Genomic DNA, 26,993 nt, shown 5'->3' with positions numbered 1-26,993 from the left:
CGCCCCTAGGTTAAATCAACCTAGGATTGTCGGATGCGGTTCTTTTGTTTATTCAGTCTATATGTGTGAAAGAAAGGAGAGCCGTGGATAACCTTTATCTTGTAAAAGATGATATCCAACTAGTTGCATTTCGTGATTTTGTATTAAGAAATACTGAAAAGTTGGAGGCTTATCAATCTTTTTTAAAGAATGAACTTGCAGTCTATGATTTACCACAAGCCATCATTTGGTCAGGTCTTAATGCTGCTACACAGATTATTAGGGAAATACCTGTTCCTGCCTATACAAATAATAGACGAATGGTTATGACGCCTGATTTAACTGTTTGGAAAGAGCTGTATTTGTATCAGTTGATGGACTACGAGCGTTCTCAGCAAACTCAAGCAATAGAAAGTCACTATCATTCTTTATCTGAAAATTTCCTCTTACAGATTGTAGGACATGAGTTAGCTCATTGGTCGGAGCATTTTTCAGATGATTTTGATGGTTACGACTCTTACATCTGGTTTGAAGAAGGGATGGTTGAATATATTAGTCGCAAGTATTTCTTGACAGAAAAGGAATTTCAAGCGGAAAAAATTTGTAATCAATCTCTCGTAGAACTTTATCAGAAGAAGTATGGTTGGCATTCATTGAATGATTTTGGTTCCTCAACTTATGATAAGAACTATGCAAGTATTTTTTACGAATACTGGCGTAGCTTTTTGACAGTAGATAAGTTGGTAGAAAATCTGGGTAGTGTACAAGCGGTCTTTGATTCTTATCATCTATGGGCAAATACAGATAAAACTCTTCCCTTGTTAAATTGGTTTGTTCAGCAGAAATTAATTGAAAAAGAGATATAAAAACTAAAGGAGTAAACAATGTCTAAAAAATTAACTTTCCACTGCGTCAGTGGCAGAGACCTCCTTACAGTCGGACTGCCCCACGCTCAGCACTAGGGTGCTGAGCTAGACGCAGTACTAACTCGTCTTGCCTCGTATAATCGACGAGGCAGACTCGTGTCGCAAGAAATTATTTTTTATTAAGGAGTATTCAATGTCTAAGAAATTAACATTTCAAGAAATTATTTTGACTTTGCAACAATTTTGGAATGACCAAGGTTGTATGCTCATGCAGGCTTATGATAATGAAAAAGGTGCGGGGACAATGAGTCCTTACACTTTCCTTCGTGCTATCGGGCCTGAGCCATGGAATGCGGCTTATGTGGAGCCATCACGTCGTCCTGCTGACGGTCGTTATGGGGAAAACCCTAACCGTCTCTACCAACACCACCAATTCCAAGTGGTCATGAAGCCTTCTCCATCAAATATCCAGGAACTTTACCTTGAATCTTTGGAAAAATTGGGTATCAATCCATTGGAACACGATATTCGCTTCGTTGAAGATAACTGGGAAAATCCTTCTACTGGTTCAGCTGGTCTTGGATGGGAAGTTTGGCTTGATGGGATGGAAATTACTCAGTTCACTTATTTCCAACAAGTTGGTGGATTGGCAACTGGCCCTGTAACTGCAGAAGTTACCTATGGTTTGGAACGTTTGGCTTCTTACATCCAAGAAGTTGACTCTGTCTATGATATCGAGTGGGCTGATGGTGTAAAATACGGAGAAATCTTCATCCAACCTGAGTACGAGCATTCAAAATATTCATTTGAAATTTCAGACCAAGAAATGTTGCTTGAAAACTTTGATAAGTTTGAAAAAGAAGCTGGTCGTGCATTAGAAGAAGGCTTGGTTCACCCTGCCTATGACTATGTTCTCAAATGTTCACACACCTTTAACCTGCTTGACGCGCGTGGTGCTGTATCTGTAACCGAGCGTGCAGGCTATATCGCTCGTATCCGTAACTTGGCCCGTGTCGTAGCTAAAACCTTTGTCGCGGAACGCAAACGCCTAGGCTACCCACTTTTAGATGAAGCAACACGAGCTAAACTCTCAGCAGAAGACGCAGAATAGTAAGTAATACTGTGCTCTAAAATCGTTAAAGGCAAGTCGAAGACTTGCTAGAGGGATATGCACCGCCGTACTGTTATGTGGGGATTTTTGAAACCTTGGGTTCAAAAATCAGTCAGCTAAATCCACTTTGATGAGACTGTTAGAAATCTTAGTTTATTTGGTATAAGATTTCCTTACAGACTCACAAAAGTTAGTTAGCGACGTCCCCAGTACCTAAGGTGCATATCAAAAAAGATTGAAGAAAATGTAAAGGAAAAAACATGACAAAAAACTTATTAGTAGAACTCGGTCTTGAAGAGTTACCAGCCTACGTAGTAACTCCAAGCGAAAAACAACTAGGTGAAAAAATGGCAGCCTTCCTCAAGGAAAATCGCCTGTCTTTTGAAGCCATTCAAACCTTCTCAACACCACGTCGTTTGGCTGTTCGTGTGACTGGACTTGCAGACAAACAGTCTGATTTGACAGAAGATTTCAAGGGACCAGCAAAGAAAATTGCCTTGGATAGTGATGGAAACTTCACCAAAGCAGCTCAAGGATTTGTCCGTGGGAAAGGCTTGACAGTTGAAGATATTGAATTCCGTGAAATCAAGGGTGAAGAATATGTCTATGTTACCAAGGAAGAAATTGGTCAAGCGGTTGAAGCCATTGTTCCAGGTGTAGTAGACGTTTTGAAGTCACTAACTTTCCCTGTCAGCATGCACTGGGCTAACAACACTTTTCAATATATCCGCCCTGTACACACTTTGACAGTTCTTTTAGATGAAGAAGAGTTTGATTTGGATTTCCTTGATATCAAGGGTGGTCGTGTGAGCCGTGGTCATCGTTTCTTGGGACAAGAAACTAAGATTCAGTCAGCATTGAGCTATGAAGAAGATCTTCGTAAGCAGTTTGTAATCGCGGATCCTCGTGAACGTAAGCAAATGATTGTTGACCAAATCAAAGCCATCGAAGCTGAACATGGCGTACGTATCGAAATTGATGCCGACTTGCTGAACGAAGTCTTGAACTTGGTTGAATACCCAACTGCCTTTATGGGAAGTTTTGATGCCAAATACCTTGAAGTTCCAGAAGAAGTTTTGGTGACTTCGATGAAAGAACATCAACGTTACTTCGTTGTTCGTGATCAAGATGGCAAGCTCTTGCCAAACTTCATTTCAGTCCGTAACGGAAACGCAGAGCATTTGGGAAATGTCATCAAGGGGAATGAAAAAGTCCTAGTTGCCCGCTTGGAAGACGGTGAATTCTTCTGGCGTGAAGACCAAAAATTGGTCATTTCAGATCTTGTTGAAAAATTGAACCATGTGACCTTCCACGAAAAGATTGGTTCCCTTCGTGAACACATGATTCGTACGGGGCAGATTGCCATTCTCTTGGCAGAAAAAGCTGGTTTGTCAGTGGATGAAACAGTTGACCTAGCGCGTGCAGCAGCTATTTACAAGTTTGACTTGTTGACGGGGATGGTTGGTGAGTTTGATGAGCTCCAAGGAATTATGGGTGAGAAATATGCCCTTCTTGCTGGTGAAACTCCAGCAGTTGCAGCTGCTATTCGTGAACACTACATGCCTACATCAGCTGACGGAGCTCTTCCAGAGAGCAAGGTTGGAGCCATTCTAGCCATCGCAGACAAATTGGATACGATTTTGAGTTTCTTCTCAGTAGGTTTGATTCCTTCAGGTTCTAATGACCCTTATGCCCTTCGTCGTGCGACTCAAGGTGTGGTTCGTATCTTGGATGCCTTTGGTTGGCACATTGCTATGGATGAGCTGATCGATAGCCTTTATGCTTTGAAATTTGACAGCTTGACTTATGAAAATAAAGCAGAGGTTATGGACTTTATCAAGGCTCGTGTTGATAAGATGATGGGTTCAACTCCAAAAGACATTAAGGAAGCAGTTCTCGCAGGTTCAAACTTTGTTGTTGCAGATATGCTAGAAGCAGCAAGTGCTCTTGTCGAAGCAAGCAAGAAAGAAGATTTCAAATCGTCTGTCGAATCCCTCTCACGTGCTTTCAATTTGGCTGAGAAAGCAGAAGGCTCTGACACAGTTGATCCTGCTCTCTTTGAAAATGAAGAAGAGAAAGCCTTGGCGGAAGCTGTAGAATCACTCGTTTTGTCAGGGGCTGCAAGTCAGCAATTAGAACAACTCTTTGCGCTTAGCCCAGTTATTGATGCTTTCTTTGAAAATACCATGGTAATGGCTGAAGACCAGGCTGTCCGACAAAATCGTTTGGCAATCCTGTCGCAATTAACCAAGAAAGCAGCTAAACTCGCACGTTTCAACCAAATTAATACGAAATAAACTCAGTCAAACGGACTGTATCTTATCACAAAGGAGAAGAAATGGATCCGAAAAAAATCGCTCGTATCAACGAGCTTGCCAAAAAGAAAAAAACAGAAGGCTTGACTTCTGCTGAAAAAGTGGAACAAGCTAAACTTCGTGAGGAGTACATCGAAGGCTATCGTCGTTCTGTTCGTCACCACATTGAAGGAATTAAAATTGTGGATGAGGAAGGAAATGACATCACACCAGAAAAACTACGTCAGGTACAACGTGAAAAAGGTTTGCACGGCCGTAGTTTAGATGATCCTAACTCATAAAATGAAAGAGGGTTGTAGATGATTTACAACCCCCTTTTCGTTTGCAATAAAAAAGAAGGAGCCAAGTGGCTCCTTTTTTGGTTTCTTAGTTGCTTGCGCCAGATGTAGCGTCAGCGTCACCACCGTGGCCTCCAGCATCCCCTGAATCAGAAGCACCAGAAGTAGCATCGGCGTCTCCATGACCTCCGGCAGCAGGAGCAAATGGTCCGCTACCACCAACCAAACGTTGACCCGTTTCTTTTAGGTACCAGTCAAGCCATGGTTGGAAGTTAAAGACAATTTCATTGATACCAGCGTATGATCCATCAGGATAGTACATCGCTTGGTAGTTGTGGGTGTTGATGACACCTGCGGGAGAACCTGGAACGATCGTACGGACGTATTCTTGGTTTCCGTTACGAAGTGTTCCGATAACCCACTCCACGTTCTTCATACGTGCTGGTGGAAGAGAATTATGAACAGTCGACATACGGCTACCTGATTGAGGTGGCACACGTTTGGCAAACATGGTGTCTGGATCTTGGTGAGCGTTGTTGTAGTAGAGGAATTGGTTGTTATCATCAGCGTATGTCAATTCAAATGGCATAGCTTTCAAGAACATATCAATTTGGTTAACTGTCAGGATACCGTGGTCCAATTTGACATAGGTATCACCAGAAACAGCTCCAGTGATTGCTGCAACTTTTTCTACCCATTCTGGATCGTCAGGATCAACTTCTGTAATGGTTGTAGCAATTGGTTTTCCACAATCCAAGTCTTCTGGTTCGATTGGTTTTGGTTTTTTCAATTTCGCAACGACTCCTACGTATTTTACAAAGTTATCTAAGCAAGTTTCAAGGAATTTAACAGTTCCTTCGTTGGTGATATTTCCGTTGTTATCAAAAGCTTCCTTAGCTTTACCAAGAAGGAATTCGTTACCTGGAAGCGTGTAGGCATTAACACCTGGAGCGTCAAGGATTTTACGAAGGTGAACTTGGGCACGTGATGTTCCTTGGTCGTAGTATGATGCACCCACAATCATAACAGGCTTGTTTTCAAATGGATGAACTTCGTATGAAAGCCATTCAAGTACAGATTTGAGAGAAGCTGAGATAGTGTGGTTGTGCTCAGGAGTTGCGATAATGACACCATCAGCACGTGTAATCTTGTTATACAAGAAGCGCAATTGGAAACTTTCGTCCCATTTTTCGTCTTGGTTAAACATTGGAACTTCGTCGATTTCAAGAACTTCTAATTCAAATTTGAATTTGAAATTGCGACGGATAAATTCCAAGAGTTTGCGGTTATATGATTGATCGTAGTTTGATCCAACAAGTCCAACAAATTTCATTCTTTCGGTCTCCTATCTTACAAATTTTCCCAGTCAAATTCTTCTGCATCTTTGCGAAGCAATTCTTGTGCATTGCGCAATTTTTCAGTAATCTTCACAAAGATACGGAAGTCATCAAAGATGGCATCCAATTTCTTGATGACGTCAAGGTCAACCAAGTCACCACTTGGGTTAAATGCTTGAAGAGAGTGAGAAAGCAAGAATTCATCTGGTAGAACATTTGCCTTGATTTCAGGAGCATTCAAGATTTGACGAAGTTGCAATTGGGCACGAGATGAACCAAGTGTGCCGTAGGAAGCACCAGTGATCATGATTGGTTTGTTCAAAAGTGGGTAGATACCGTAAGATAGCCAAGCAAGAGCGCTCATCAAAACTGCTGGGATAGAGTGGTCGTACTCAGGAGTACCGATAATCACACCGTCAGATGCTTCAATTTTAGCTGCAATTTCAAGAATTTCAGCGGGAAGAAGTTTATCTGCTGGTTTGTTGAAAACAGGGATATCCTTGATTTCAACGAGTTCAATTTCAGCTTTATCAGCAAAGTGTTTTTGCATGTATTGGAGCAATTGGCGGTTTGTAGAACGTTTAGAGTTCGTTCCAACAATGGCAATAAGTTTTAGCATGAGATTTCCTTTCTCTTTTTACATAATACAATTTTGAAGGCCTGAAGAACATGCAAGGCGTCCCTCTTTGTCGATGAGAATGGCTTCGATACCATCTAAACTTTCGACTTGCCAGAGGATAGAAGCGCTTCGTTCTCCGAAAAGGCGTGTTGTCCAAATCTCACCATCAACGGATTTATCAGAGACAATCGTTAGGCTAGCAAGATCGGTTTCGACAGGGAATCCTGTCTCACTATCAAAGATATGATGATAGTCTTTTCCATCTACTGTCAGGTGGCGTTCATAGATACCTGAAGTGACAACGGATTTGTTAGAAGCAGGAATGGTTAGGAGATGATTGCCACGAGGATTTCGCGGATCTTGAATACCGATTTGCCATGCTTTCCCTTCTTTGGTTTGGTTATTCCCGATAGTGAGGATATTTCCTCCCAGATTGATCAAGGCAGAGGTGACACCGTGTTTTTTCAAATACTGAGCAACCTTATCTGCACTATAGCCCTTGGCTAAACAACCTAAATCAAGCTTCATTCCTTTCTTCTCTAAAAAAACAGTAGTGTTAGTCGGATCTAACTTGATAAAATGCGGGTTAACTAGAGGCAAGACAGCTTCGATTTCGTCTAACTCTGGAAGCCGTGCATCTGCAAATCCGATTCGCCAAGTTTGAATCAAGGGACCAATGCTGATGTTTAGATGGCTAGATGGAGCTAGGCTATGCTCAAGTCCAAGAGCAATCAATTCAAACAGGTCAGGATGAACCTTAACAGGTGAAATTCCAGCCTGGTAGTTGATTTCCATCAGTTCGGATTCTTGACTGTTGGCGTTAAAGCGGTATTCGAGCTCCTTGAGCAAATCAAAGGCTCTTTGAAGTAGGCAATCAGCCTGTTCATCTACTAATGAAATCGTGATAGTTGTTCCCATTAGCCGTTCAGAACGTGAATGAAGAGGCAAGCTACCAGCTCCTTTCTCTTTATAGGAAATCATTCAGTATAAGGTCGTTAAAGAAAAATTAAACCCCTTACATTTTCTTTCCATGTATCTAGCATATCATAAAGTCAGCGTTTTCACAAATGAATTTTGACAAAAAGTCAAGAAATATGCTCAAAACTAATATGAAAGCGATAGAAAAATTGGATTTATCAATGTTAAGTGTATTTTTTTCTGAAAAAAAGAGAATTCTGAGCAAATGTCTTGTAAACGCTAACAGTAAATGATATACTAGGAAGGTAAATCAAAAATTAAAGGTAGGAATTTTTCTATGAGTAAAATCGTTGTAGTTGGTGCTAACCACGCTGGTACAGCTTGTATTAATACGATGTTGGATAACTTTGGTCATGAGAATGAAATCGTAGTATTTGACCAAAACTCAAATATTTCATTCCTTGGTTGTGGAATGGCGCTTTGGATCGGGGAACAAATTGATGGCCCAGAAGGTCTCTTCTACTCTGATAAAGAAAAATTGGAAGCAAAAGGTGCTAAAGTTTACATGAACTCACCAGTTCTTTCAATTGACTACGATAACAAAGTTGTGACTGCAGAAGTTGAAGGAAAAGAGCACAAAGAGTCTTATGATAAATTGATCTTTGCAACTGGTTCAACTCCAATCTTGCCTCCAATCGAAGGTGTTGAAATCGTTAAGGGCAACCGCGAATTCAAAGCAACTCTTGAAAATGTACAATTTGTTAAATTGTACCAAAACGCTGAAGAAGTTATTGAAAAACTTGAAGACAAGAGCAAACACCTTGAGCGCATTGCCGTTGTTGGTGGTGGTTACATCGGTGTAGAACTTGCTGAAGCCTTTGAGCGTCTTGGAAAAGAAGTGGTGCTTGTCGATATCGTAGATACTGTCTTGAACGGCTACTATGACAAAGACTTCACTCAAATGATGGCGAAGAACTTGGAAGACCACAACATCCGCTTGGCTCTTGGTCAAACAGTTAAAGCCATCCAAGGTGATGGAAAAGTTGAACGCTTGGTAACAGACAAAGAAACATTTGATGTAGATATGGTGGTTCTTGCTGTTGGTTTCCGTCCAAACACAGCTCTTGCTGACGGTAAGATTGAACTCTTCCGCAACGGTGCCTTCCTTGTAGACAAGAAACAAGAAACTTCAATCCCAGGTGTATACGCTGTTGGTGACTGTGCAACTGTTTATGACAATGCACGTAAAGATACAAGCTACATCGCTCTTGCATCTAACGCTGTACGTACTGGTATCGTTGGTGCTTATAATGCTTGTGGTCATGAATTGGAAGGAATCGGAGTTCAAGGATCAAACGGTATCTCTATCTACGGTCTTCACATGGTTTCGACTGGTTTGACTCTTGAAAAAGCCAAAGCTGCAGGCTATAATGCAACTGAAACTGGATTTAACGATCTTCAAAAACCAGAATTTATCAAACATGACAACCACGAAGTTGCCATCAAGATTGTCTTTGACAAAGACAGCCGCGAAATCCTTGGTGCACAAATGGTGTCACATGATGCTGCTATTAGTATGGGAATCCACATGTTCTCACTTGCTATCCAAGAGCATGTAACCATTGACAAATTGGCTTTGACAGACCTATTCTTCTTGCCACATTTCAACAAACCATACAACTACATTACAATGGCTGCACTTACAGCTGAAAAATAAAAATTGACGAGCTATCTGGCCTTAAGTTAAGGTCAGATAGTTTTTTAGTTATACTCTTCGAAAATCTCTTCAAACCACGTCAGCTTCGCCTTACCGTACTCAAGTACAGCCTGCGGCTAGCTTCCTAGTTTGCTCTTTGATTTTCATTGAGTGTCAATCTGTACCCATACAATTATACTTTTTTTATCTTGTGATTCCTTCTAATCCGACTTAAAATGAAATGGTAGCTACCAATACAAATGATGAGGATAAAGAAATGACTGAAAATCGTTATGAACTAAATAAAAATTTGGCGCAGATGCTCAAAGGTGGAGTTATCATGGACGTTCAGAATCCTGAACAGGCTCGTATCGCAGAGGCTGCTGGTGCGGCAGCTGTGATGGCCTTGGAGCGGATTCCAGCTGATATTCGTGCAGCTGGTGGAGTTTCCCGCATGAGTGATCCAAAGATGATTAAGGAAATTCAAGAAGCGGTCAGTATTCCAGTGATGGCCAAGGTCAGAATCGGGCATTTTGTTGAAGCTCAGATTTTAGAGGCTATTGAGATTGACTATATCGATGAGAGTGAAGTGCTGTCTCCAGCTGACGACCGTTTCCATGTGGATAAGAAGGAATTCCAAGTTCCTTTTGTCTGCGGAGCTAAGGACTTGGGTGAAGCCTTGCGCCGTATCGCTGAAGGAGCTTCCATGATTCGCACAAAAGGAGAACCGGGGACAGGTGACATTGTTCAAGCTGTTCGCCATATGCGTATGATGAATCAAGAAATTCGCCGTATTCAAAATCTACGTGAAGATGAACTCTATGTGGCTGCCAAGGACTTGCAAGTCCCTGTAGAATTGGTCCAATACGTTCATGAACATGGAAAATTGCCAGTTGTAAACTTCGCAGCTGGAGGTGTGGCAACACCAGCAGATGCTGCGCTGATGATGCAACTGGGGGCAGAGGGTGTCTTTGTCGGTTCAGGTATTTTCAAGTCAGGAGATCCTGTTAAACGAGCAAGTGCCATTGTAAAAGCGGTAACCAACTACCAAAATCCTCAAATTCTAGCACAAATCTCTGAAGACCTAGGGGAAGCCATGGTTGGTATCAATGAGAATGAAATTCAAATTCTCATGGCTGAGCGAGGAAAATAGATGAAAATCGGAATACTAGCCTTGCAAGGCGCCTTTGCAGAGCATGCAAAGGTGTTAGATAAATTAGGAGTCACTGGTGTCGAAATCAGAAATTTAGATGATTTTCAGAAATATCAGAGTGACTTGTCCGGTTTGATTTTGCCTGGCGGTGAGTCTACAACCATGGGCAAGCTCTTGCGTGACCAGCAGATGCTGCTTCCCATCCGAGAAGCCATTCTTTCTGGACTACCAGTCTTTGGAACTTGTGCGGGATTAATCTTACTAGCTAAGGAAATCACTTCTCAGGAAGAAAGTCATCTTGGAACCATGGATATAGTGGTTGAGCGCAATGCTTATGGGCGCCAACTAGGAAGCTTCTATACAGAGGCAGAATGTAAGGGAGTTGGTCAGATTCCCATGACCTTTATCCGTGGACCGATTATCCGCAGTGTTGGAGAGGGTGTAGAAATTCTAGCAACAGTTGATGATCAAATCGTTGCAGCTCAAGAAGAGAATATGCTGGTAACTTCTTTTCATCCAGAATTGACAGATGATGCTCGCTTGCACCAGTATTTTATCAATATGTGTAAAGAAAAAAGTTGAGAAAAGATTCTCAACTTTTTTACATGTAATAAACAATGGCGATGTATTGGAGTGCAGATGCCGCTAGGATAAAGAGATGCCAAATCATGTGGAAATAAGGTTTTTTCTTAGCGTAAAATCCAGCTCCAACTGTATAACAGAGTCCGCCAGTTACCATGAGACTCCAGAAAATTGGTGTTGTTTGACTGATAATGGCAGGAATGATAGCCAGAACCAACCAGCCCATAATCAAATAAAGGGCAAGGCTGAATTTCTCATTGACCTTTTTAGCAAAGATTTTATAGAGGATGCCAAAGATGGTCGTTCCCCACTGAATAGCAATGATCAGATAGCCAAACCAGTTATTCATCAAAGTCAATACGACCGGCGTATAAGAGCCTGCGATAGCCACGTAAATCATAGAATGGTCGATGATTCGCAAGACGTATTTGTGGGTCGAACCATAGGCCATAGAGTGGTAAATGGTTGACGAGAGGAACATGAGAAAGAGACTGATAACAAAGATAGAAACGCCAAAAGAAGATAAAAATCCATGTGCTTCATAACTATAGGTGGATGAAATGGGGAGTAGGATGAGCATGATAACCGCACCCACAGCATGGGTCACGCTATTGGCAATCTCCTCTCCAAAACTGAGCTTTTTACTGAGTTTTAGACTGGTATTCATTGGATTTCCTCCTCTTCTTTGATAAGGATTAAGTCTAGAGTTTGATGATAGAGTTTAACCGTTTGACAGCTAGTTTGGATAATAGGATTTTCTGGATCAATCCCATGGTTCATGTAGTCCACAAAAGCGTCGTAGAGCTGGTCTGAGCTTGCTTGAGTTTGCAGAGTATTGAGGGTCTGAGCGATTTCTTGGATTGAAAAGACAGACTTGAGAGTGGTGATGGCAATTAAACGGGCAATCTGTTTGCGTTGGTATTTTTTCTTGTCTGGCTTTGTCAGGTAACCATGTTTGACATAGTTATTGACCATCGATGCTGTTAGTCCCTTGTCCTTATCTGGAGAGATAGGGGCACAGACTTGATTGACATAAAGTAAAACTTGGTCCAGATAGAGGTCAATGTTTGGAATGTCTTCCCATTTTGGGTAGGAAAAGTTTGAATTCATTTCCAACTCCTTTTTATCTAGTTTTAATAACTAGATTATAAAATAATAAAAAACAAAAGTCAAGTTTCAACTGCTTGTAGAAAGCTTTAAATTATGCTATGATGAGAGAAACTAGTTAGAAATGAGGGGAAAAGATGGAGATTCGTTTAGCTTTTCCAAACGAAGTAGATGCGATTATGCAGGTGATGGAGGATGCTAAAAAGTGCTTAGCTGAGTCTGGTAGCGACCAGTGGCAAAATGGCTATCCAAATGCAGATATCATTGTTGATGATATCATCTCTGGTCAAGCTTATGTGGCCTTGGAAGAAGGAGAACTACTAGCCTATGCTGCTGTGACCAAGAGCCCAGAGAAATCCTATGAAGCCATTTATGAAGGAAGTTGGCAGGGGGGAGAATCAGAATATCTGGTCTTTCACCGTATCGCTGTGGCAGCAGATGTCCAAGGACAAGGTGTTGCTCAGACTTTCCTAGAAGGCTTGATTGAAGGTTTTGATTATCTAGATTTTCGTTCAGATACGCATGCACAAAACAAGGCCATGCAGCATATCTTTGAAAAGCTAGGCTTCCAACAGGTCGGTAAGGTTCCAGTTGATGGGGAACGTTTGGCCTATCAGAAATTAAAAAAATGAAGCAGAAAAAGTACGCAAAAATGCTCTACCCGTCGCCAATTGGAACCTTATCCTTGGTTGCTGACGAGCAATATCTGTATGGAATTTGGGTACAGGACCAAACTCATTTTGAGAGGGGAATCTCTGGAGATAGTATAGAAGTAGTTAAGAAACATCCTGTCCTAGACCAGGTTATTTCCTATTTAGATACTTATTTCGAAGGCAGTGTTCAGGATCCATCTGACTTACCTTTGGCTCCCATTGGAACAGATTTTGAAAAGCGGGTTTGGGATTACTTACAGGCCATTCCTTATGGTCAAACAGTAACTTACGGACAAATAGCTCAAGACTTGCAAGTGGCTTCTGCCCAAGCGATTGGTGGAGCAGTGGGGCGTAATCCTTGGTCCATCCTCGTACCCTGTCACCGTGTGCTGGGATCAGGCAATCGTCTGACAGGCTATGCATCGGGAGTCGAAAAGAAAGCCTGGCTCTTGCAACATGAAGGTGCAGCATTTCAAGAAAATAAAAAATAGAAAGAAAAGAAGATGTTAGAATTTATCGAATACCCAAAATGTTCAACTTGTAAGAAAGCAAAAAATGAATTGGATCAACTTGGACTAGAATACCAAGATGTCCACATCGTAGAAGAAACCCCAAGTGAAGACGTGATTTTGAACTGGTTAGAAACTTCCGGTTTTGAAGTGAAACAATTTTTCAATACTAGCGGGATCAAATACCGCGAACTGGGCCTAAAAGATAAGGTGGGAAGTTTGTCAAAACAAGAAGCAGCCAAGCTTCTAGCGAGTGATGGTATGTTATTGAAACGTCCAATTTTGGTGGAGAATGGTGCTGTTAAACAAATTGGCTATAGAAAAACCTATGAGGACTTAGGTTTGAGATAGTTTTTATTTATCTCCTTGATAGGTAAAATATATAGCCTCCCTGTTTTAAAGTGTGATAAACTAGAAGATAGACAAAGTCTGAGCAGCCCGTAGCAAATAATTTGCTTGCGAGCAGAAGTATGATAGAATGAATCATTATCAGGAGAGGATGTTTTTATGACTGTTACAACATTTTTAGCATCAGATTGGTACCAAAGTTTGATGCAACTCATTCCGGATGGTAAGCTCTTTAGTTTGCGTTCGGTCTTTGATGGAATTCCAAGAATTGTCCAACAACTGCCTACAACCTTGATGTTGACTCTTGGAGGTGCCCTCTTTGGTTTGCTACTTGCCTTGATTTTTGCCATTGTTAAGATCAATCGTGTTAAGATTTTATATCCTTTGCAGGCCTTTTTCGTCAGCTTCTTAAAAGGTACCCCAATCCTAGTCCAACTTATGTTGACCTACTACGGAATTCCTTTGGCACTGAAAGCTATCAACCAACAATGGGGAACTGGTTTCAATATCAATGCGATTCCAGCAGCGCTTTTTGCGATTGTGGCCTTTGCTTTTAATGAGGCGGCTTATGCAAGTGAAACGATTCGTGCAGCCATCCTTTCTGTTAACCCAGGTGAAATTGAGGCGGCGCATAGTCTGGGTATGACTCGTGCTCAAGTTTATCGTCGCGTGATTATTCCAAATGCAGCGGTGGTAGCGACGCCAACTTTGATTAATTCTCTTATCGGTTTGACCAAGGGAACTTCTCTAGCCTTTAGTGCGGGGGTTGTCGAAGTTTTTGCTCAAGCTCAGATTTTGGGTGGAGCAGATTATCGTTACTTTGAGCGTTTCATCTCCGTAGCCCTTGTTTATTGGGTAGTCAATATCGGCATTGAAAGCCTCGGCCGTTTCATCGAGAGAAAAATGGCTATCTCAGCGCCGGATACAGTGTCTACAGATGTGAAAGGAGACCTTCGTTAATGATTAAGATTTCGGATTTAAGTAAATCATTTTCAGGCCAGACTGTCTTGGATCATCTGGACTTGGATATCGAAAAAGGGGAAGTCGTAGCCTTGATTGGTTCATCTGGAGCTGGGAAATCAACCTTTCTTCGTAGTTTGAACTACCTTGAAACTCCAGATAGTGGAACGATTCAGATTGACAATTTTAAAGTTGATTTTTCTCAGATTAGCCAAGAAGAAATCCTAACCCTTCGTCGCAAGTTATCCATGGTTTTCCAACAGTTCAATTTGTTTGAACGGCGAACAGCTCTTGACAATGTCAAGGAAGGTTTGGTTGTTGTTAAAAAATTATCGGACGAGGAAGCAACAAAAATCGCTAAGGAAGAGTTGGCCAAGGTTGGTCTTTCTGACCGTGAAAACCATTACCCTCGCCACTTATCAGGTGGACAGAAGCAACGGGTTGCCCTTGCGCGTGCGCTTGCTATGAAACCAGATGTCTTGCTATTAGACGAGCCCACTTCAGCCCTTGACCCAGAGTTGGTCGGCGAGGTAGAAAAGTCTATTGCAGACGCTGCCAAGTCAGGTCAGACCATGATCTTGGTTAGTCACGATATGTCTTTTGTAGCCCAAGTGGCAGATAAGATTTTGTTCCTAGATAAGGGGAAAATCATCGAGTCAGGTACACCGGATGAAATCATCAATCATCCGAAAGAAGAACGAACAAAAGAATTCTTCGCTAGTTACAAACGGACTTATATTTGATATAATGGTAAAAGGAAAACTCAGTTAGGTGGACTAGCTGAGTTTACTCTTTAAAAAAGATAGAAACGAGAGAAATCATGCTACTGCATCTATTTTCTTTGTATTTCGAGAGTTTGATCTTAACGACCATCCTTGTCGTGATTTTTCTGGGGATTTGGATTGGATTGAGAGCCATGTCTGGTGTGGACAAGACAGCCAAGGCTCGTCAAGCTCATCTCTATGATATGATTATGATTGGAGTTTTGGTCGTTCCGGTGTTATCCTTTGCCGTCATGAGTTTGCTCTTGGTTTTCAAGGCATAATCCTTGCGTGACTAGCAAGAATAAGTTAGAATAAAGATAGTTACAACAAGAAAGAAGGAATCGAAATGTACGATACGATTATTATCGGTGCTGGACCTGCGGGAATGACCGCTGCCTTATATGCTGCTCGCAGCAATCTGAAAGTGGCTTTGATTGAAGGTGGTCTGCCAGGCGGGCAAATGAATAACACATCTGATATTGAAAACTATCCAGGTTATGCCAACATCAGTGGACCTGAATTGGCTGAAAAGATGTTTGAACCACTTGAAAACCTTGGAGTGGAGCATCTTTATGGCTATGTTGAAAATATTGAAGACCAGGGTGACTATAAGAAGGTAATCACTGATAATCAAGTTTACGAAACCCGTACTGTCATCGTGGCAACTGGGTCAAAACACCGTCTTTTGGGGGTTCCTGGAGAAGAAGAGCTGAACAGTCGTGGTGTTTCTTACTGTGCAGTCTGTGATGGAGCTTTCTTTCGTGATCAAGACTTGCTCGTAGTCGGTGGTGGAGATTCAGCGGTAGAAGAAGCTCTCTTCTTGACTCGCTTTGCCAAGACTGTTACCATTGTTCATCGTCGTGACCAACTTCGTGCCCAAAAGGTTTTGCAAGACCGTGCTTTTGCAAATGAGAAAGTCAACTTTATCTGGGATTCTGTTGTCAAGGAAATCAAAGGTGAAAACCGAGTAGAATCTGTAATTTTTGAAAATGTAAAAACAGGTCAAGTGACAGAACAAGCCTTCGGTGGTGTCTTTATCTATGTTGGTTTGGATCCCGTTAGCGATTTTGTTAAAGAATTGAATATTCAAGACCAGGCTGGCTGGATCGTAACAGACAATCACATGAAAACTGCCGTTGACGGGATCTTTGCAGTTGGAGATGTTCGCCAGAAAGACCTTCGCCAAGTGACAACAGCAGTTGGAGATGGGGCTATCGCTGGTCAAGAAGCCTACAAATTTATTACTGAACATAGTTAAAAAAGTTTCCAATCAAGTGATTGGAAACTTTTTTATAGTCGGTTTCGGAAAACTTCGTACATGAGAATGGCTGCAGCAACACTGGCATTGAGGCTTTGAACATGCCCATTCATCGGAATGGTAATCATCTCATCAACCTGTTTTTTGATGTTGCTGGAGATGCCTTTTCCTTCATTTCCGATGATGAGGGCGATTTTCCCTTTTGTATTCCACTTGTGGCAAGGAGTACCGTTCATATCCGTTCCAAAGGTCCAGAAGCCTTCAGCCTTGAGTTTGTCTAGGGTTTGACTGAGGTTGGTAACTCGCACAATCGGTACATGCTCAATAGCACCTGTGGCCGTTTTGGCAACGACAGGAGTCACTCCGACAGCACGGTGCTTGGGAATGATGACACCTGAAACATTGGTCGCATCAGCAGTCCTTAAGATAGAGCCTAAGTTGTGAGGGTCAGTTAGACCATCCAGAATCAATAGCAAAGGATTTTCTTCTTGGCGTGTTTTGGCAAGGATGTGATCAAGTTCGCTATAGGCAAATTCTGACACTCGTAAAACAAAACCTTGGTGGACAGCGCCTTCGGTCATTTCAGACAGGGATTTTTTTGAAGTCCAAGAGATGGAGACCTTCTTTTCTGTAGCCAGTTCCTTGACCTTCTCAACATTCTTACCTCGAAGATCTTCTTGGAGGTAGAGTTTATTTCCAGTGTTTGCAAGGAGGGCTTCTGTAACGGCGTGGACGCCATAGACAATATCATTTGTTTTCATGCCTCTATTATAACACAAAACCCCGTCTTGCAACGGGATTTTCTTTATTCAAGGATGAGGAGACCATCTTTGACAGCAAATGGATCTTTCTCATTGATACGATCGTAAAACATAATTCCGTTTAGATGATCAATTTCATGTTGGACAACGATAGAGTTGTATCCTTTGAGCTTGATACGGTGTTTTTCGCCATCTTTGTCAAAGTAGTCAACAGTAACGCGAGCATGGCGGACAACATAGCCTGGCACGTTTCGGTCAACAGACAGGCAACCTTCTCCTTCGCCAAGAGCAGCGTCCTGAACAGAGTGGGAGACGATTTTTGGATTGTACATAATGGCTTGTAAATCGTAGGCTTCCTGTGGAGTTTCACCTTCTTCTACAATATTTGGGACCAAGACGGCAATAATACGTTTTGAGATATCCAGCTGGGGAGCAGCAAGTCCAACACCACCACGCAAGCTCATTTTCTCAGCCATAACAGGATCCTGAGAATGTTTGAGGAATTGCATCATTTTTTCACCAAGGATGATATTTTGATCACTCAATGGAAAAGTCACTTCCTCAGCAACCGCACGTAGAGTAGGGTTTCCCTCACGGATAATATCATTCATATCAATCAAATGAGCAGCTTTTGTAATACGTTCTATAGCAGACATTTTCTCTCCTTTCATTACCTCTACATGATAACACAAAATAGGTCAGAAAGAAAGTCACAGAAGTTGATAAAAATCATATAATAAACTGTAATACCCTTTTGTCTGTGGTATAATAAAAGAAAAGACTTGCAAAAGAGAGAAAGGGAGAATGCAGATGGACAAGCGGCAAAATAGACGGTCTCATGGGCCTATTGATGGATTGTTGGAGAGAAGTATTGGTTTCTTTCGGAATTATAAATCCTGGACCAATGCCCAGTTTATTATTGTGTTATTGCTTGCAGTTGCCTTGTCCATGGGGGGGAACTTATTAGTTCGAGCAGTACAAGGCAACAAGGGAACGAGTCCTAGTAAAACAGTTGATTCTGCAAGTTCCTCTGGTCAATTCAAAGAAAATGATTCTGACGAAAAGACAGCGCGAATCATGGCAAATGGTGACCTTCTCTACCATATTCCTATCTACCGAACAGCTCTGAAAGAAGATGGTAGCTACGATTTCCACGAAAATTTTGAATATGTAAAACCATGGCTCAAGCAAGCAGATTTAGTGCTTGGTGACTTTGAAGGAACGGTGAACAAAGACCACTACTTGGCAGGCTATCCTCTCTTTAATGCACCAGGGGAAGTCATGGATGCGATCAAGGATGCAGGCTACCAAGTTCTAGACTTGGCTCATAATCATATTTTGGATTCTCAAATTGAGGGAGTGGTTTCGACAGCAGAAGCTATTGAAAAGGCAGGAATGACACCCATAGGAGTCTACACACATGAATCCCGTGACCAAGCTCCGCTAGTTATCAAGGAAGTCAATGGTATCAAGGTAGCTCTCCTAGCCTATTCTTACGGTTTTAATGGCATTGAGCAGTATATCTCTCAAGAGGATTATAATCGCTATCTTTCTGATCTGAATGAAGATAAGATGAAGGCAGAAATTGAACGAGCTGAGAAGGAAGCGGATATTACTGTTATTATGCCTCAGATGGGAATTGAGTACCAACTAGAACCAACGGAAGAACAGAAAACACTGTACCACAAGATGATTGACTGGGGAGCCGATATTATCTTTGGAGGGCATCCTCACGTCGTTGAACCTGCTGAAACAGTTGAAAAAGATGGTGATAAAAAACTGATCATCTACTCCATGGGGAATTTCCTCTCAAATCAACGCATTGAAACCATGCAAGACGAGGAAAATGCCAAGTGGACGGAGCGCGGTGTTCTCATGGATGTGACCATTAAGAAAAAAGATGGAAAGACAAGGATTGAAACTGCCAAAGCGCATCCGACTTGGGTCAATCGAACACCCAAAGGAACTTACTCTCCAGAAGGCTATCCGCTCTTCCTCTATCAGACCTATATCCTAGAGGACTTCATCGAGGGGGGCAGTCACCGTGACAAGTTGGACGAGGCGACTAAGGAACGAATTGACACGGCCTATAAAGAAATGAATGAACATGTAGGGTTGAAGTGGTAGGTACTCGCCCTAAAGGAGACGAGATGACGATTAAATTGATTGCAACGGATATGGATGGAACTTTGCTGGATCCAAGAGGGCAACTGGACTTGCCACGTTTAGAAAAGATTTTAGACCAATTAGATGAACGAGGTATCCGTTTTGTCATTGCGACAGGAAATGAGGTCCATCGAATGAGGCAATTATTAGAACACTTGGCGAGTCGAGTGATCTTGGTTGTTGCTAACGGCGCTCGTATATTTGAGTATGATACGCTACTTCAGGCCCAGACTTGGGATGATGCTATGGTTGACAAGGCTCTCCTTCATTTTAAAGGGAGGGAGTGTCGAGATCAGTTCGTCGTTACCAGTATGAATGGGAGTTTTGTCAAGGAAGGAACGGTTTTTACAGACCTGGAAAAATTTATGACTCCAGAGATGATTGAAAAACTTTACCAAAGGACAAATTTTGTGGATGAGCTAAACTCAGACCTCTTCGGTGGAGTGTTAAAGATGAGCATGGTTGTTGGTGAAGAACGTTCTAGTTCAGTTTTGCAGGAAATCAATGACCTCTTTGATGGTCGTGTAAGGGCTGTTTCTAGCGGTTATGGCTGTATCGATATCCTGCAGGCTGGGGTTCACAAGGCTTGGGGATTGGAAGAATTACTCAAGCGCTGGGATTTGACATCAGAACAAATCATGGCTTTTGGTGATAGCGAAAACGATGTCGAAATGCTAGAACTGGCTGGAATTGCCTATGCTATGGAAAATGCAGATGATGAGGCCAAGGCAGTTGCGACTGCTCTAGCACCAGCTAATAGCCAGGCGGGTGTTTATCAGGTTCTAGAAAATTGGTTAGAGAAAGAGGGATAAGGTGGCAGTACAGTTATTAGAAAATTGGCTTTTAAAAGAGCAGGCAAAGATTCAAACCAAGTATCGCGAATTGAATCAAGTTTCTGTTCTAGAGCCAGATGTAATTTTTATCGGCGATTCGATTGTAGAATACTACCCATTGCAAGAGTTGTTTGGGACTGCAAAGACGATTGTCAATCGTGGCATCCGAGGCTACCAGACGAAACTGTTATTAGAGAATCTAGATGCCCATCTTTATGGTGATGCTGTGGATCAAATAGTTCTCTTAATTGGAACAAATGATATCGGAAAAGATGTTCCTATGAATGAATTCTTGGATAATCTTGAGCGTGTGATTCAATCAATTGCCCGAGATTATCCACTGACAGAGATAAAATTGCTTTCCATTCTGCCAGTCAATGAGGGAGAGAAATACAAGCAGACTGTTTATATCCGAACTAATGAAAAGATTGGAGAATGGAATCAAGCCTATGAGGCTCTAGCCTCCGCCTATATGCAAGTAGATTTTCTACCAATTTATGATAGTTTGACAGATTCAGAAGGGCAACTTCAATCAGCCTATACAACGGATGGCCTCCATCTAAGTGTAGCCGGTTATCAAGCCTTATCAGAAGCCTTGAAAACATATCTTTTCTAAAGAATCGACTTAATTTTGCATTTTTACCATAGATAAGGTATAATGGTTTTATTGTCTTTTGGGGTCGTTACGGATTCGACAGGCATTATGAGGCATATTTTGCAACCCGTGTGGCGACGTAAACGCTCAGTTAAATATAACTGCAAAAAATAACACTTCTTACGCTTTAGCTGCCTAAAAACCAGCAGGCGTGACCTGATTTGGATTGCTCGTGTTCAATGACAGGTCTTATGATTAGCGAGATACGATTAAGTCTTGTCTAGCGACTTGATAAGAGATTAATAGACTCGCAGTTTCTAGGCTTGAGTTATGTGTCGAGGGACTGTTAAAACAATACATAACCTATGGTTGTAGACAAATATGTTGGCAGGTGTTTGGACGTGGGTTCGACTCCCACCGGCTCCATTGATAATTTACATTGTTTTGTAAATCTTTCTAAAACGTTGTTTTTACAACGTTTTTTATTTTATTCTTTGGTATTCTTTTGCAAAAAAAGAATACAACATTTTGTTGTATCCTAAATATTAAATCAAGTCCTGAATTTTCTTAAGTTTTTATCATATTTTCTGTTATAATTAAGGTGCCTTAAGAAAAATAATGAAAAAACTAAATGTTTTTCATATAGTTTTCATTTTTTGTGTTATAATTAAGGTGCCTTAAGAAAAATATTAAGGTGCCTTAAGAAAAATATTAAGGTGCCTTAAGAAAAATAATGAAAAAACTAAATGTTTTTCATATAGTTTTCATTGTTTTAATAGTTTAAAGTCAATCTTATTTTTCTCTAATAGAAAATAATGAAAAAGTAGGTTTAGAAAGAGGTAAGTATCTATGTCTTCTCATAAAAAAGTGTCACTCTCTGAGATTAATCAATCTATCGATACTCCAAATAACAATCATTTCTGGCAAAATTTAAAGGCCTTCTTGGGTCCAGGTGCCCTTGTCGCAGTTGGTTATATGGATCCAGGAAACTGGATAACCAGTGTGGTTGGAGGTGCATCCTATAAGTACAGTCTCTTATTTGTCATCTTGATTTCATCACTCATTGCTATGCAGCTTCAGCAGATGGCAGGAAAGCTTGGAATTGTAACTCAAATGGACTTGGCTCAAGCAACGGGTCATCATTCACCCAAATGGCTTCGTTATAGCTTATGGGTGATTTTAGAATTAGCCTTGATGGCGACAGATCTGGCAGAAGTTCTAGGTTCAGCGATTGCTCTCAATCTTCTCTTTAAGATTCCGATTATGATAGCAATTCTCTTGACCGTGTTGGATGTTTTTCTCTTATTGCTTCTGATGAAATTTGGCTTTAAGAAGATTGAAGCTATTGTGACAACACTGATTTTAACCATTCTAGCAATTTTTACCTATCTGGTAGCTTTGTCACATCCAAGCTTCCAAGGAATCGTTGAGGGTTATCTACCGAATGCAACCTTATTTGAAAGTCCCTTGCCAGGGCATGAAAGTCAATTAACCTTGGCACTAGGGATCGTGGGAGCAACGGTTATGCCCCATAACCTCTATTTGCATTCTTCCTTGTCTCAAACTCGGAAAATCAATCACAAGGACAAGAATGATGTTCGAAAAGCCGTGCGCTTTATGACCTGGGATTCAAATCTCCAATTATCCTTGGCCTTTGTGGTTAACTCCCTTCTATTAATTCTCGGGGCGGCTCTCTTTTTCGGCCATGCATCTGAGATTTCTGCCTTCTCTCAAATGTATAATGCCTTGCAGGATTCTACTATTGCAGGAGCTATAGCTAGCTCGACCTTATCAACCTTGTTTGCCTTGGCTTTATTAGCCAGTGGTCAAAATTCGACGATTACGGGTACCTTGACTGGACAAATCGTTATGGAAGGTTTCTTGCATATGAGATTACCTCAATGGTTCATTCGTTTGGCAACTCGTCTCTTTGCCTTGTTGCCTGTCATGATTGTAGCGGTTCTGTTTGGTCATCAGGAAAAAACATTGGATCAGTTATTGGTTTATTCACAAGTCTTTCTTTCGATTGCTCTTCCATTTTCAATCTTCCCACTGATTTATCTAACTTCTAAGAAATCACTGATGGGAGAATTTACCAATGCCAAATGGAATACCATCCTTGGCTATATCGTTTCCATTATCTTAACAATTCTCAATGTGAAATTGTTATTTGATATTTTCTAAGAAATTCACCCGAGTTATAAAACAAGCATATAAGAAAAAAGATACCCAAGATTTCTTGGGTATCTTTTTTAAAATAAACGGAAGACATGGGATTCGAACCCACGCACGCTGTTACACGCCTACCGCGTTTCCAACACGGCCTCTTAAGCCTCTTGAGTAATCTTCCAATACTTACTCAAATAGTCTACCATAAAGCCACTTATCTTGCAATAAAAATGTTGGAATTGAGAAAAATGATAGAATTTGAAAGAAAATGACAAAAAATGCTTGACTTTGCTAGAAAATGTGTTAGAATGAATAGTGTAAACGATAACAGGAGGTGATTTGGTGTTAAAAACTGAGCGGAAGCAACTGATTTTAGAGGAGTTGAATCAACATCATGTAGTTTCTCTAGAAAAATTAGTTAGTTTGCTAGAAACGTCAGAATCAACGGTTCGAAGAGATTTGGATGAGTTGGAGGTGGAAAACAAGCTTCGCCGTGTGCATGGTGGAGCAGAATTGCCACACTCCTTGCAGGAAGAAGAAACCATCCAAGAAAAATCTGTCAAAAACCTTCAAGAGAAGAAATTGCTTGCTCAGAAAGCAGCCTCTCTTATCAAGGAAAAAGATGTTATCTTTATTGATGCTGGCACAACAACAGCCTTTTTGATTAAGGAATTGGTCAATAAGAATATCACCGTTGTGACCAACTCCATTCATCATGCGGTTCAGCTGGTTGAAAAACAGATTCCAACTGTCATGGTTGGAGGTAGTGTCAAGATGGCGACAGATGCATGTATCGGTGGCGTTGCCCTTAACCAGATTAACCAGTTGCATTTTGATCGTGCCTTTATCGGAATGAACGGTGTAGATGAAAACTACTACACAACGCCAGACATGGAAGAGGGAGCCGTTAAGCGTGCTATTTTGGAGAATGCCAAACAGACCTACGTCTTGGTAGATTCGTCAAAAATTGGACAAACTTGCTTTGCCAAGGTAGCACCACTCAAACGCGCTATCGTTATCACAAGTCAAGGGCATGAGTTCTTGCAGGCTATTAAAGAAAAAACGGAGGTAATAGAAGCATGATTTATACAGTCACACTCAATCCTTCCATTGACTATATCGTCCGCTTAGACAAAGTAGAAGTAGGTAGTGTCAATCGAATGGACAGTGATGATAAGTTTGCTGGTGGGAAAGGAATCAATGTCAGTCGTATTTTGAAACGCTTGGGTATTCCAAATACAGCGACTGGTTTTATCGGAGGATTTACTGGTAAATTTATCACAGATACCCTTGCAAAAGAAGAAATCGAGACTCGCTTTGTTCAAGTAGCAGAAGATACTCGCATCAATGTTAAGATTAAAGCAGACCAAGAAACGGAAATCAACGGAACAGGTCCCAATGTTGAACCTGCTCAGTTGGAGGAGTTAAAATCGATTTTAGCAAGTTTGACAGCCGAAGACACAGTTGTCTTTGCAGGTTCAAGTGCTAAAAATCTAGGTAATGTCATCTACAAGGATTTGATTGCCTTGACCCGTCAGACAGGGGCGCAAGTGGTTTGTGACTTTGAAGGACAGACCTTGATTGATAGTTTGGACTATCAGCCACTTTTGGTTAAGCCAAATAATCACGAACTGGGAGCTATCTTTGGAGTTAAACTAGATAGTTTAGATGAAATTGAGAAATACGCGCGAGAGTTACTGGCTAAAGGTGCTCAAAACGTGATCATCTCTATGGCTGGTGACGGTGCCCTTCTTGTCACATCTGAGGGAGCTTACTTCGCTAAACCCATCAAGGGAACAGTGAAAAATTCAGTTGGAGCTGGTGACTCTATGGTGGCTGGATTTACAGGTGAATTTGTCAAATCAAAAGACGCAATAGAAGCCTTCAAATGGGGCGTTGCTTGTGGCACAGCAACTACCTTCTCAGATGACTTGGCAACAGCGGATTTTATTAAAGAAACATATGAAAAAGTTGAGGTAGAAAAACGATGAAAATTCAAGACCTATTGAGAAAAGATGTTATGTTGCTGGATTTGCAGGCAACTGAAAAAACAGCTGTCATTGAAGAGATGATTAAAAGCTTGGTAGATCACGGTTATGTGACAGATTTTGAAACCTTTAAAGAAGGAATTTTGGTGCGTGAAGCTCTAACTTCCACTGGTTTGGGTGACGGAATTGCTATGCCTCACAGCAAGAACTCTGCTGTAAAAGAAGCGACAGTTCTATTTGCTAAGTCAAACAAGGGTGTTGACTATGAGAGTTTGGATGGGCAACCTACCGACCTCTTCTTCATGATTGCGGCACCAGAAGGTGCAAATGACACCCACTTGGCAGCCTTGGCAGAACTGTCTCAATACTTGATGAAAGACGGTTTTGCTGACAAACTTCGTCAAGTAACATCTGCTGACCAAGTTATTGAACTCTTTGACCAAGCTTCAGAAAAAGATCAAGTACCTGTTCAAGCCCCTGCCAATGAATCTGGTGACTTTATCGTTGCCGTTACGGCTTGTACAACAGGAATCGCCCATACTTACATGGCCCAAGAAGCCCTTCAAAAAGTGGCTGCTGAAATGGGGGTTGGTATCAAGGTTGAAACTAACGGTGCTAGCGGTGTTGGTAACCAATTGACAGCAGAAGATATTCGCAAGGCTAAAGCTGTTATCATCGCAGCAGATAAGGCAGTAGAAATGGATCGTTTCGATGGCAAACCATTGATCAATCGTCCAGTTGCAGATGGTATCCGTAAGACAGAAGAGTTGATTAACTTGGCTCTTTCAGGAGATGCTGAAATCTACCGTGCTGCTAATGGGGCAAAAGTTGCAACAGCAAGCAACGAAAAACAAAGTATCGGTGGTGCTTTCTACAAACACTTGATGAGTGGTGTATCTCAAATGTTGCCATTCGTTATCGGTGGTGGTATCATGATTGCCCTTGCTTTCTTGATCGACGGAGCTTTTGGTGTGCCACAGGATAGTCTTGGCAATCTCGGATCCTACCATGAGCTAGCTTCTATGTTCATGAAAATCGGTGGCGCTGCCTTTGGCTTGATGCTTCCAGTTTTTGCAGGATACGTAGCCTACTCTATCGCTGAAAAACCTGGTTTGGTTGCTGGTTTTGTGGCTGGTGCCATTGCCAAAGAAGGTTTTGCCTTTGGTAAAATCCCTTATGCAGCAGGTGGTGAAGCAACTTCAACTCTTGCAGGTGTGTCATCTGGTTTCCTAGGAGCCCTTGTTGGTGGATTTATCGCAGGTGCCTTGGTTCTTGCTATCAAGAAATACGTTAAAGTTCCTCGTTCACTTGAAGGGGCAAAATCAATCCTTCTCTTGCCACTTCTTGGAACAATTTTGACAGGATTTGTCATGCTGGCTGTCAATATTCCAATGGCAGCAATCAACACTGCTATGAATGACTTCCTTGGCGGTCTTGGAGGAGGATCAGCTGTCCTTCTCGGTATCGTTCTTGGTGGAATGATGGCTGTTGATATGGGTGGACCAGTTAACAAAGCTGCCTATGTCTTTGGTACAGGTACGCTTGCAGCGACTGTTTCTTCAGGTGGTTCTGTAGCCATGGCAGCAGTTATGGCTGGAGGAATGGTTCCACCACTTGCTATCTTTGTCGCAACCCTTCTTTTCAAAGATAAATTTACCAAAGAAGAACGCAACTCTGGTTTGACAAACATCATCATGGGCTTGTCATTTATCACTGAGGGAGCGATTCCATTTGGTGCAGCCGACCCAGCTCGTGCGATCCCAAGCTTTATCCTTGGTTCGGCAGTAGCAGGCGGACTCGTTGGTCTTGCTGGAATCAAACTCATGGCGCCACACGGAGGAATCTTCGTTATCGCCCTAACTTCAAATGCCCTACTTTACCTAGTCTTTGTTTTGATTGGTGCGATTGTAAGTGGTGTGGTTTATGGTTACCTACGCAAACCACAAGCATAAAAAGTATTAGATTAGAAAGATTGTTACCATTTGGTGCAATCTTTTTCTCTTTTCGAAATGGCTGTGAAATATGGTA

At 41.6% G+C, this 26,993-nt stretch carries 28 protein-coding genes, 1 tRNA gene and 1 other RNA gene; 22 read left to right on the top strand and 8 right to left on the bottom strand.

Annotated elements, in window-relative coordinates; genetic code table 11:
- Positions 1-83: 83 nt before the first annotated feature.
- The 4 genes from D8854_RS06240 (at position 84) to D8854_RS06225 (ending at position 4,552) form a co-directional block, all read left to right on the top strand.
- Positions 84-845, top strand: coding sequence for an elongation factor Tu (locus tag D8854_RS06240; RefSeq protein ID WP_125450231.1), 762 nt, complete (start codon positions 84-86; stop codon positions 843-845).
- Positions 846-1,038: 193 nt separating this feature from the next.
- Positions 1,039-1,956 carry a glycine--tRNA ligase subunit alpha gene (glyQ, locus tag D8854_RS06235; RefSeq protein ID WP_125450230.1) on the top strand — a complete coding sequence of 306 codons (918 nt, stop codon included), beginning with the start codon at positions 1,039-1,041 and terminating at the stop codon, positions 1,954-1,956.
- Positions 1,957-2,216: 260 nt separating this feature from the next.
- On the top strand, positions 2,217-4,253 hold the full coding sequence (glyS, locus tag D8854_RS06230; RefSeq protein ID WP_125450229.1) for a glycine--tRNA ligase subunit beta: 2,037 nt from the start codon (positions 2,217-2,219) through the stop codon (positions 4,251-4,253).
- Between the two features lie 41 nt (positions 4,254-4,294).
- A complete protein-coding gene (locus D8854_RS06225) occupies positions 4,295-4,552 on the top strand; it encodes a DUF896 family protein (RefSeq protein ID WP_125450228.1) in 258 nt (85 codons plus the stop codon).
- A gap of 85 nt (positions 4,553-4,637) precedes the next feature.
- On the opposite strand, the gene D8854_RS06220 is transcribed toward D8854_RS06225, so the two are convergent.
- Genes D8854_RS06220 through D8854_RS06210 form a run of 3 tightly spaced genes read right to left on the bottom strand, consistent with a single transcriptional unit; the run spans position 4,638 to position 7,453 of the window.
- The gene (locus D8854_RS06220) at positions 4,638-5,882 is read right to left on the bottom strand and encodes an NAD(P)H-dependent oxidoreductase (protein WP_125450227.1); all 1,245 of its coding nucleotides are present in this window, start codon (positions 5,880-5,882) and stop codon (positions 4,638-4,640) included.
- Between the two features lie 17 nt (positions 5,883-5,899).
- Complete coding sequence (locus tag D8854_RS06215; protein WP_000915929.1) at positions 5,900-6,505, bottom strand: NADPH-dependent FMN reductase; 606 nt, start codon at positions 6,503-6,505, stop codon at positions 5,900-5,902.
- An 18-nt stretch (positions 6,506-6,523) separates the two neighbouring features.
- Positions 6,524-7,453 carry an FAD:protein FMN transferase gene (locus D8854_RS06210; protein WP_125450359.1) on the bottom strand — a complete coding sequence of 310 codons (930 nt, stop codon included), beginning with the start codon at positions 7,451-7,453 and terminating at the stop codon, positions 6,524-6,526.
- A gap of 307 nt (positions 7,454-7,760) precedes the next feature.
- On the opposite strand from D8854_RS06210, the gene nox reads away from it, so the two are divergent.
- The 3 genes from nox (at position 7,761) to pdxT (ending at position 10,854) form a co-directional block, all read left to right on the top strand.
- A complete protein-coding gene (gene nox / locus D8854_RS06205) occupies positions 7,761-9,140 on the top strand; it encodes a H2O-forming NADH oxidase (RefSeq protein ID WP_000036761.1) in 1,380 nt (459 codons plus the stop codon).
- Positions 9,141-9,396: 256 nt separating this feature from the next.
- A complete protein-coding gene (gene pdxS, locus D8854_RS06200; RefSeq protein ID WP_000138520.1) occupies positions 9,397-10,272 on the top strand; it encodes a pyridoxal 5'-phosphate synthase lyase subunit PdxS in 876 nt (291 codons plus the stop codon).
- Positions 10,273-10,854: a pyridoxal 5'-phosphate synthase glutaminase subunit PdxT gene (gene pdxT, locus D8854_RS06195; protein WP_125450226.1), complete on the top strand. Its 582-nt coding sequence runs from the start codon at positions 10,273-10,275 to the stop codon at positions 10,852-10,854.
- A gap of 19 nt (positions 10,855-10,873) precedes the next feature.
- On the opposite strand, the gene trhA is transcribed toward pdxT, so the two are convergent.
- Together trhA and D8854_RS06185 are read right to left on the bottom strand one after the other, a co-directional pair.
- Positions 10,874-11,521 (bottom strand): PAQR family membrane homeostasis protein TrhA, encoded by a 648-nt coding sequence (gene trhA, locus D8854_RS06190; RefSeq protein WP_001097972.1) that lies wholly within the window; start codon positions 11,519-11,521, stop codon positions 10,874-10,876.
- Positions 11,518-11,964 (bottom strand): DUF1836 domain-containing protein, encoded by a 447-nt coding sequence (locus D8854_RS06185; RefSeq protein ID WP_001087578.1) that lies wholly within the window; start codon positions 11,962-11,964, stop codon positions 11,518-11,520. The genes trhA and D8854_RS06185 overlap by 4 nt, the downstream gene beginning before the upstream one ends.
- 134 nt (positions 11,965-12,098) lie before the next feature.
- Between D8854_RS06185 and D8854_RS06180 the strand changes: the two genes are divergently transcribed.
- From D8854_RS06180 to trxB, 7 genes are all read left to right on the top strand, one after another.
- Positions 12,099-12,593: a GNAT family N-acetyltransferase gene (locus D8854_RS06180; protein ID WP_125450225.1), complete on the top strand. Its 495-nt coding sequence runs from the start codon at positions 12,099-12,101 to the stop codon at positions 12,591-12,593.
- The gene (locus D8854_RS06175; protein ID WP_125450224.1) at positions 12,590-13,105 is read left to right on the top strand and encodes a methylated-DNA--[protein]-cysteine S-methyltransferase; all 516 of its coding nucleotides are present in this window, start codon (positions 12,590-12,592) and stop codon (positions 13,103-13,105) included. The genes D8854_RS06180 and D8854_RS06175 overlap by 4 nt, the downstream gene beginning before the upstream one ends.
- Before the next feature lie 12 nt (positions 13,106-13,117).
- Positions 13,118-13,474, top strand: coding sequence for an arsenate reductase family protein (locus D8854_RS06170; RefSeq protein WP_007521452.1), 357 nt, complete (start codon positions 13,118-13,120; stop codon positions 13,472-13,474).
- A gap of 156 nt (positions 13,475-13,630) precedes the next feature.
- Complete coding sequence (locus D8854_RS06165; RefSeq protein WP_125450223.1) at positions 13,631-14,431, top strand: amino acid ABC transporter permease; 801 nt, start codon at positions 13,631-13,633, stop codon at positions 14,429-14,431.
- Positions 14,431-15,174 carry an amino acid ABC transporter ATP-binding protein gene (locus D8854_RS06160; protein WP_125450222.1) on the top strand — a complete coding sequence of 248 codons (744 nt, stop codon included), beginning with the start codon at positions 14,431-14,433 and terminating at the stop codon, positions 15,172-15,174. Before D8854_RS06165 ends, D8854_RS06160 begins: the two co-directional genes overlap by 1 nt.
- Before the next feature lie 77 nt (positions 15,175-15,251).
- Positions 15,252-15,476 (top strand): DUF4059 family protein, encoded by a 225-nt coding sequence (locus tag D8854_RS06155; RefSeq protein ID WP_000924294.1) that lies wholly within the window; start codon positions 15,252-15,254, stop codon positions 15,474-15,476.
- A gap of 65 nt (positions 15,477-15,541) precedes the next feature.
- Positions 15,542-16,453: a thioredoxin-disulfide reductase gene (gene trxB, locus D8854_RS06150; protein ID WP_042902492.1), complete on the top strand. Its 912-nt coding sequence runs from the start codon at positions 15,542-15,544 to the stop codon at positions 16,451-16,453.
- Between the two features lie 32 nt (positions 16,454-16,485).
- Here the strand turns inward: trxB and rlmB are convergent, their stop codons facing one another.
- Both rlmB and def read right to left on the bottom strand, forming a co-directional pair.
- Positions 16,486-17,214 (bottom strand): 23S rRNA (guanosine(2251)-2'-O)-methyltransferase RlmB, encoded by a 729-nt coding sequence (gene rlmB / locus D8854_RS06145; protein ID WP_042902491.1) that lies wholly within the window; start codon positions 17,212-17,214, stop codon positions 16,486-16,488.
- A gap of 44 nt (positions 17,215-17,258) precedes the next feature.
- Positions 17,259-17,870, bottom strand: coding sequence for a peptide deformylase (def, locus tag D8854_RS06140; RefSeq protein WP_125450221.1), 612 nt, complete (start codon positions 17,868-17,870; stop codon positions 17,259-17,261).
- 154 nt (positions 17,871-18,024) lie between these two features.
- Between def and D8854_RS06135 the strand changes: the two genes are divergently transcribed.
- From D8854_RS06135 to D8854_RS06115, 5 genes are all read left to right on the top strand, one after another.
- Positions 18,025-19,341 carry a CapA family protein gene (locus D8854_RS06135; protein WP_125450220.1) on the top strand — a complete coding sequence of 439 codons (1,317 nt, stop codon included), beginning with the start codon at positions 18,025-18,027 and terminating at the stop codon, positions 19,339-19,341.
- A gap of 23 nt (positions 19,342-19,364) precedes the next feature.
- Positions 19,365-20,192 (top strand): Cof-type HAD-IIB family hydrolase, encoded by an 828-nt coding sequence (locus tag D8854_RS06130; protein ID WP_125450219.1) that lies wholly within the window; start codon positions 19,365-19,367, stop codon positions 20,190-20,192.
- Between the two features lies 1 nt (position 20,193).
- On the top strand, positions 20,194-20,829 hold the full coding sequence (locus D8854_RS06125; RefSeq protein ID WP_125450218.1) for an SGNH/GDSL hydrolase family protein: 636 nt from the start codon (positions 20,194-20,196) through the stop codon (positions 20,827-20,829).
- A gap of 60 nt (positions 20,830-20,889) precedes the next feature.
- Positions 20,890-21,237: a transfer-messenger RNA gene (gene ssrA / locus D8854_RS06120) on the top strand.
- A 420-nt stretch (positions 21,238-21,657) separates the two neighbouring features.
- Complete coding sequence (locus D8854_RS06115; RefSeq protein WP_115904757.1) at positions 21,658-22,992, top strand: Nramp family divalent metal transporter; 1,335 nt, start codon at positions 21,658-21,660, stop codon at positions 22,990-22,992.
- Between the two features lie 78 nt (positions 22,993-23,070).
- Here the strand turns inward: D8854_RS06115 and D8854_RS06110 are convergent.
- Positions 23,071-23,158, bottom strand: a tRNA-Ser gene (locus tag D8854_RS06110).
- A gap of 161 nt (positions 23,159-23,319) precedes the next feature.
- On the opposite strand from D8854_RS06110, the gene D8854_RS06105 reads away from it, so the two are divergent.
- The 3 genes from D8854_RS06105 to D8854_RS06095 are packed head-to-tail and all read left to right on the top strand — an operon-like array spanning position 23,320 to position 26,917.
- The gene (locus D8854_RS06105) at positions 23,320-24,060 is read left to right on the top strand and encodes a DeoR/GlpR family DNA-binding transcription regulator (RefSeq protein WP_125450217.1); all 741 of its coding nucleotides are present in this window, start codon (positions 23,320-23,322) and stop codon (positions 24,058-24,060) included.
- Positions 24,057-24,968 (top strand): 1-phosphofructokinase, encoded by a 912-nt coding sequence (gene pfkB / locus D8854_RS06100; protein WP_125450216.1) that lies wholly within the window; start codon positions 24,057-24,059, stop codon positions 24,966-24,968. Before D8854_RS06105 ends, pfkB begins: the two co-directional genes overlap by 4 nt.
- Complete coding sequence (locus D8854_RS06095) at positions 24,965-26,917, top strand: fructose-specific PTS transporter subunit EIIC (RefSeq protein ID WP_125450215.1); 1,953 nt, start codon at positions 24,965-24,967, stop codon at positions 26,915-26,917. The genes pfkB and D8854_RS06095 overlap by 4 nt, the downstream gene beginning before the upstream one ends.
- Positions 26,918-26,993 lie beyond the last annotated feature (76 nt).

This window comes from Streptococcus mitis (genome assembly GCF_003943905.1).
Taxonomy (GTDB): Bacteria; Bacillota; Bacilli; order Lactobacillales; family Streptococcaceae; genus Streptococcus; species Streptococcus mitis_BC.
This window is presented reverse-complemented; position numbering and strand designations above follow the sequence as displayed.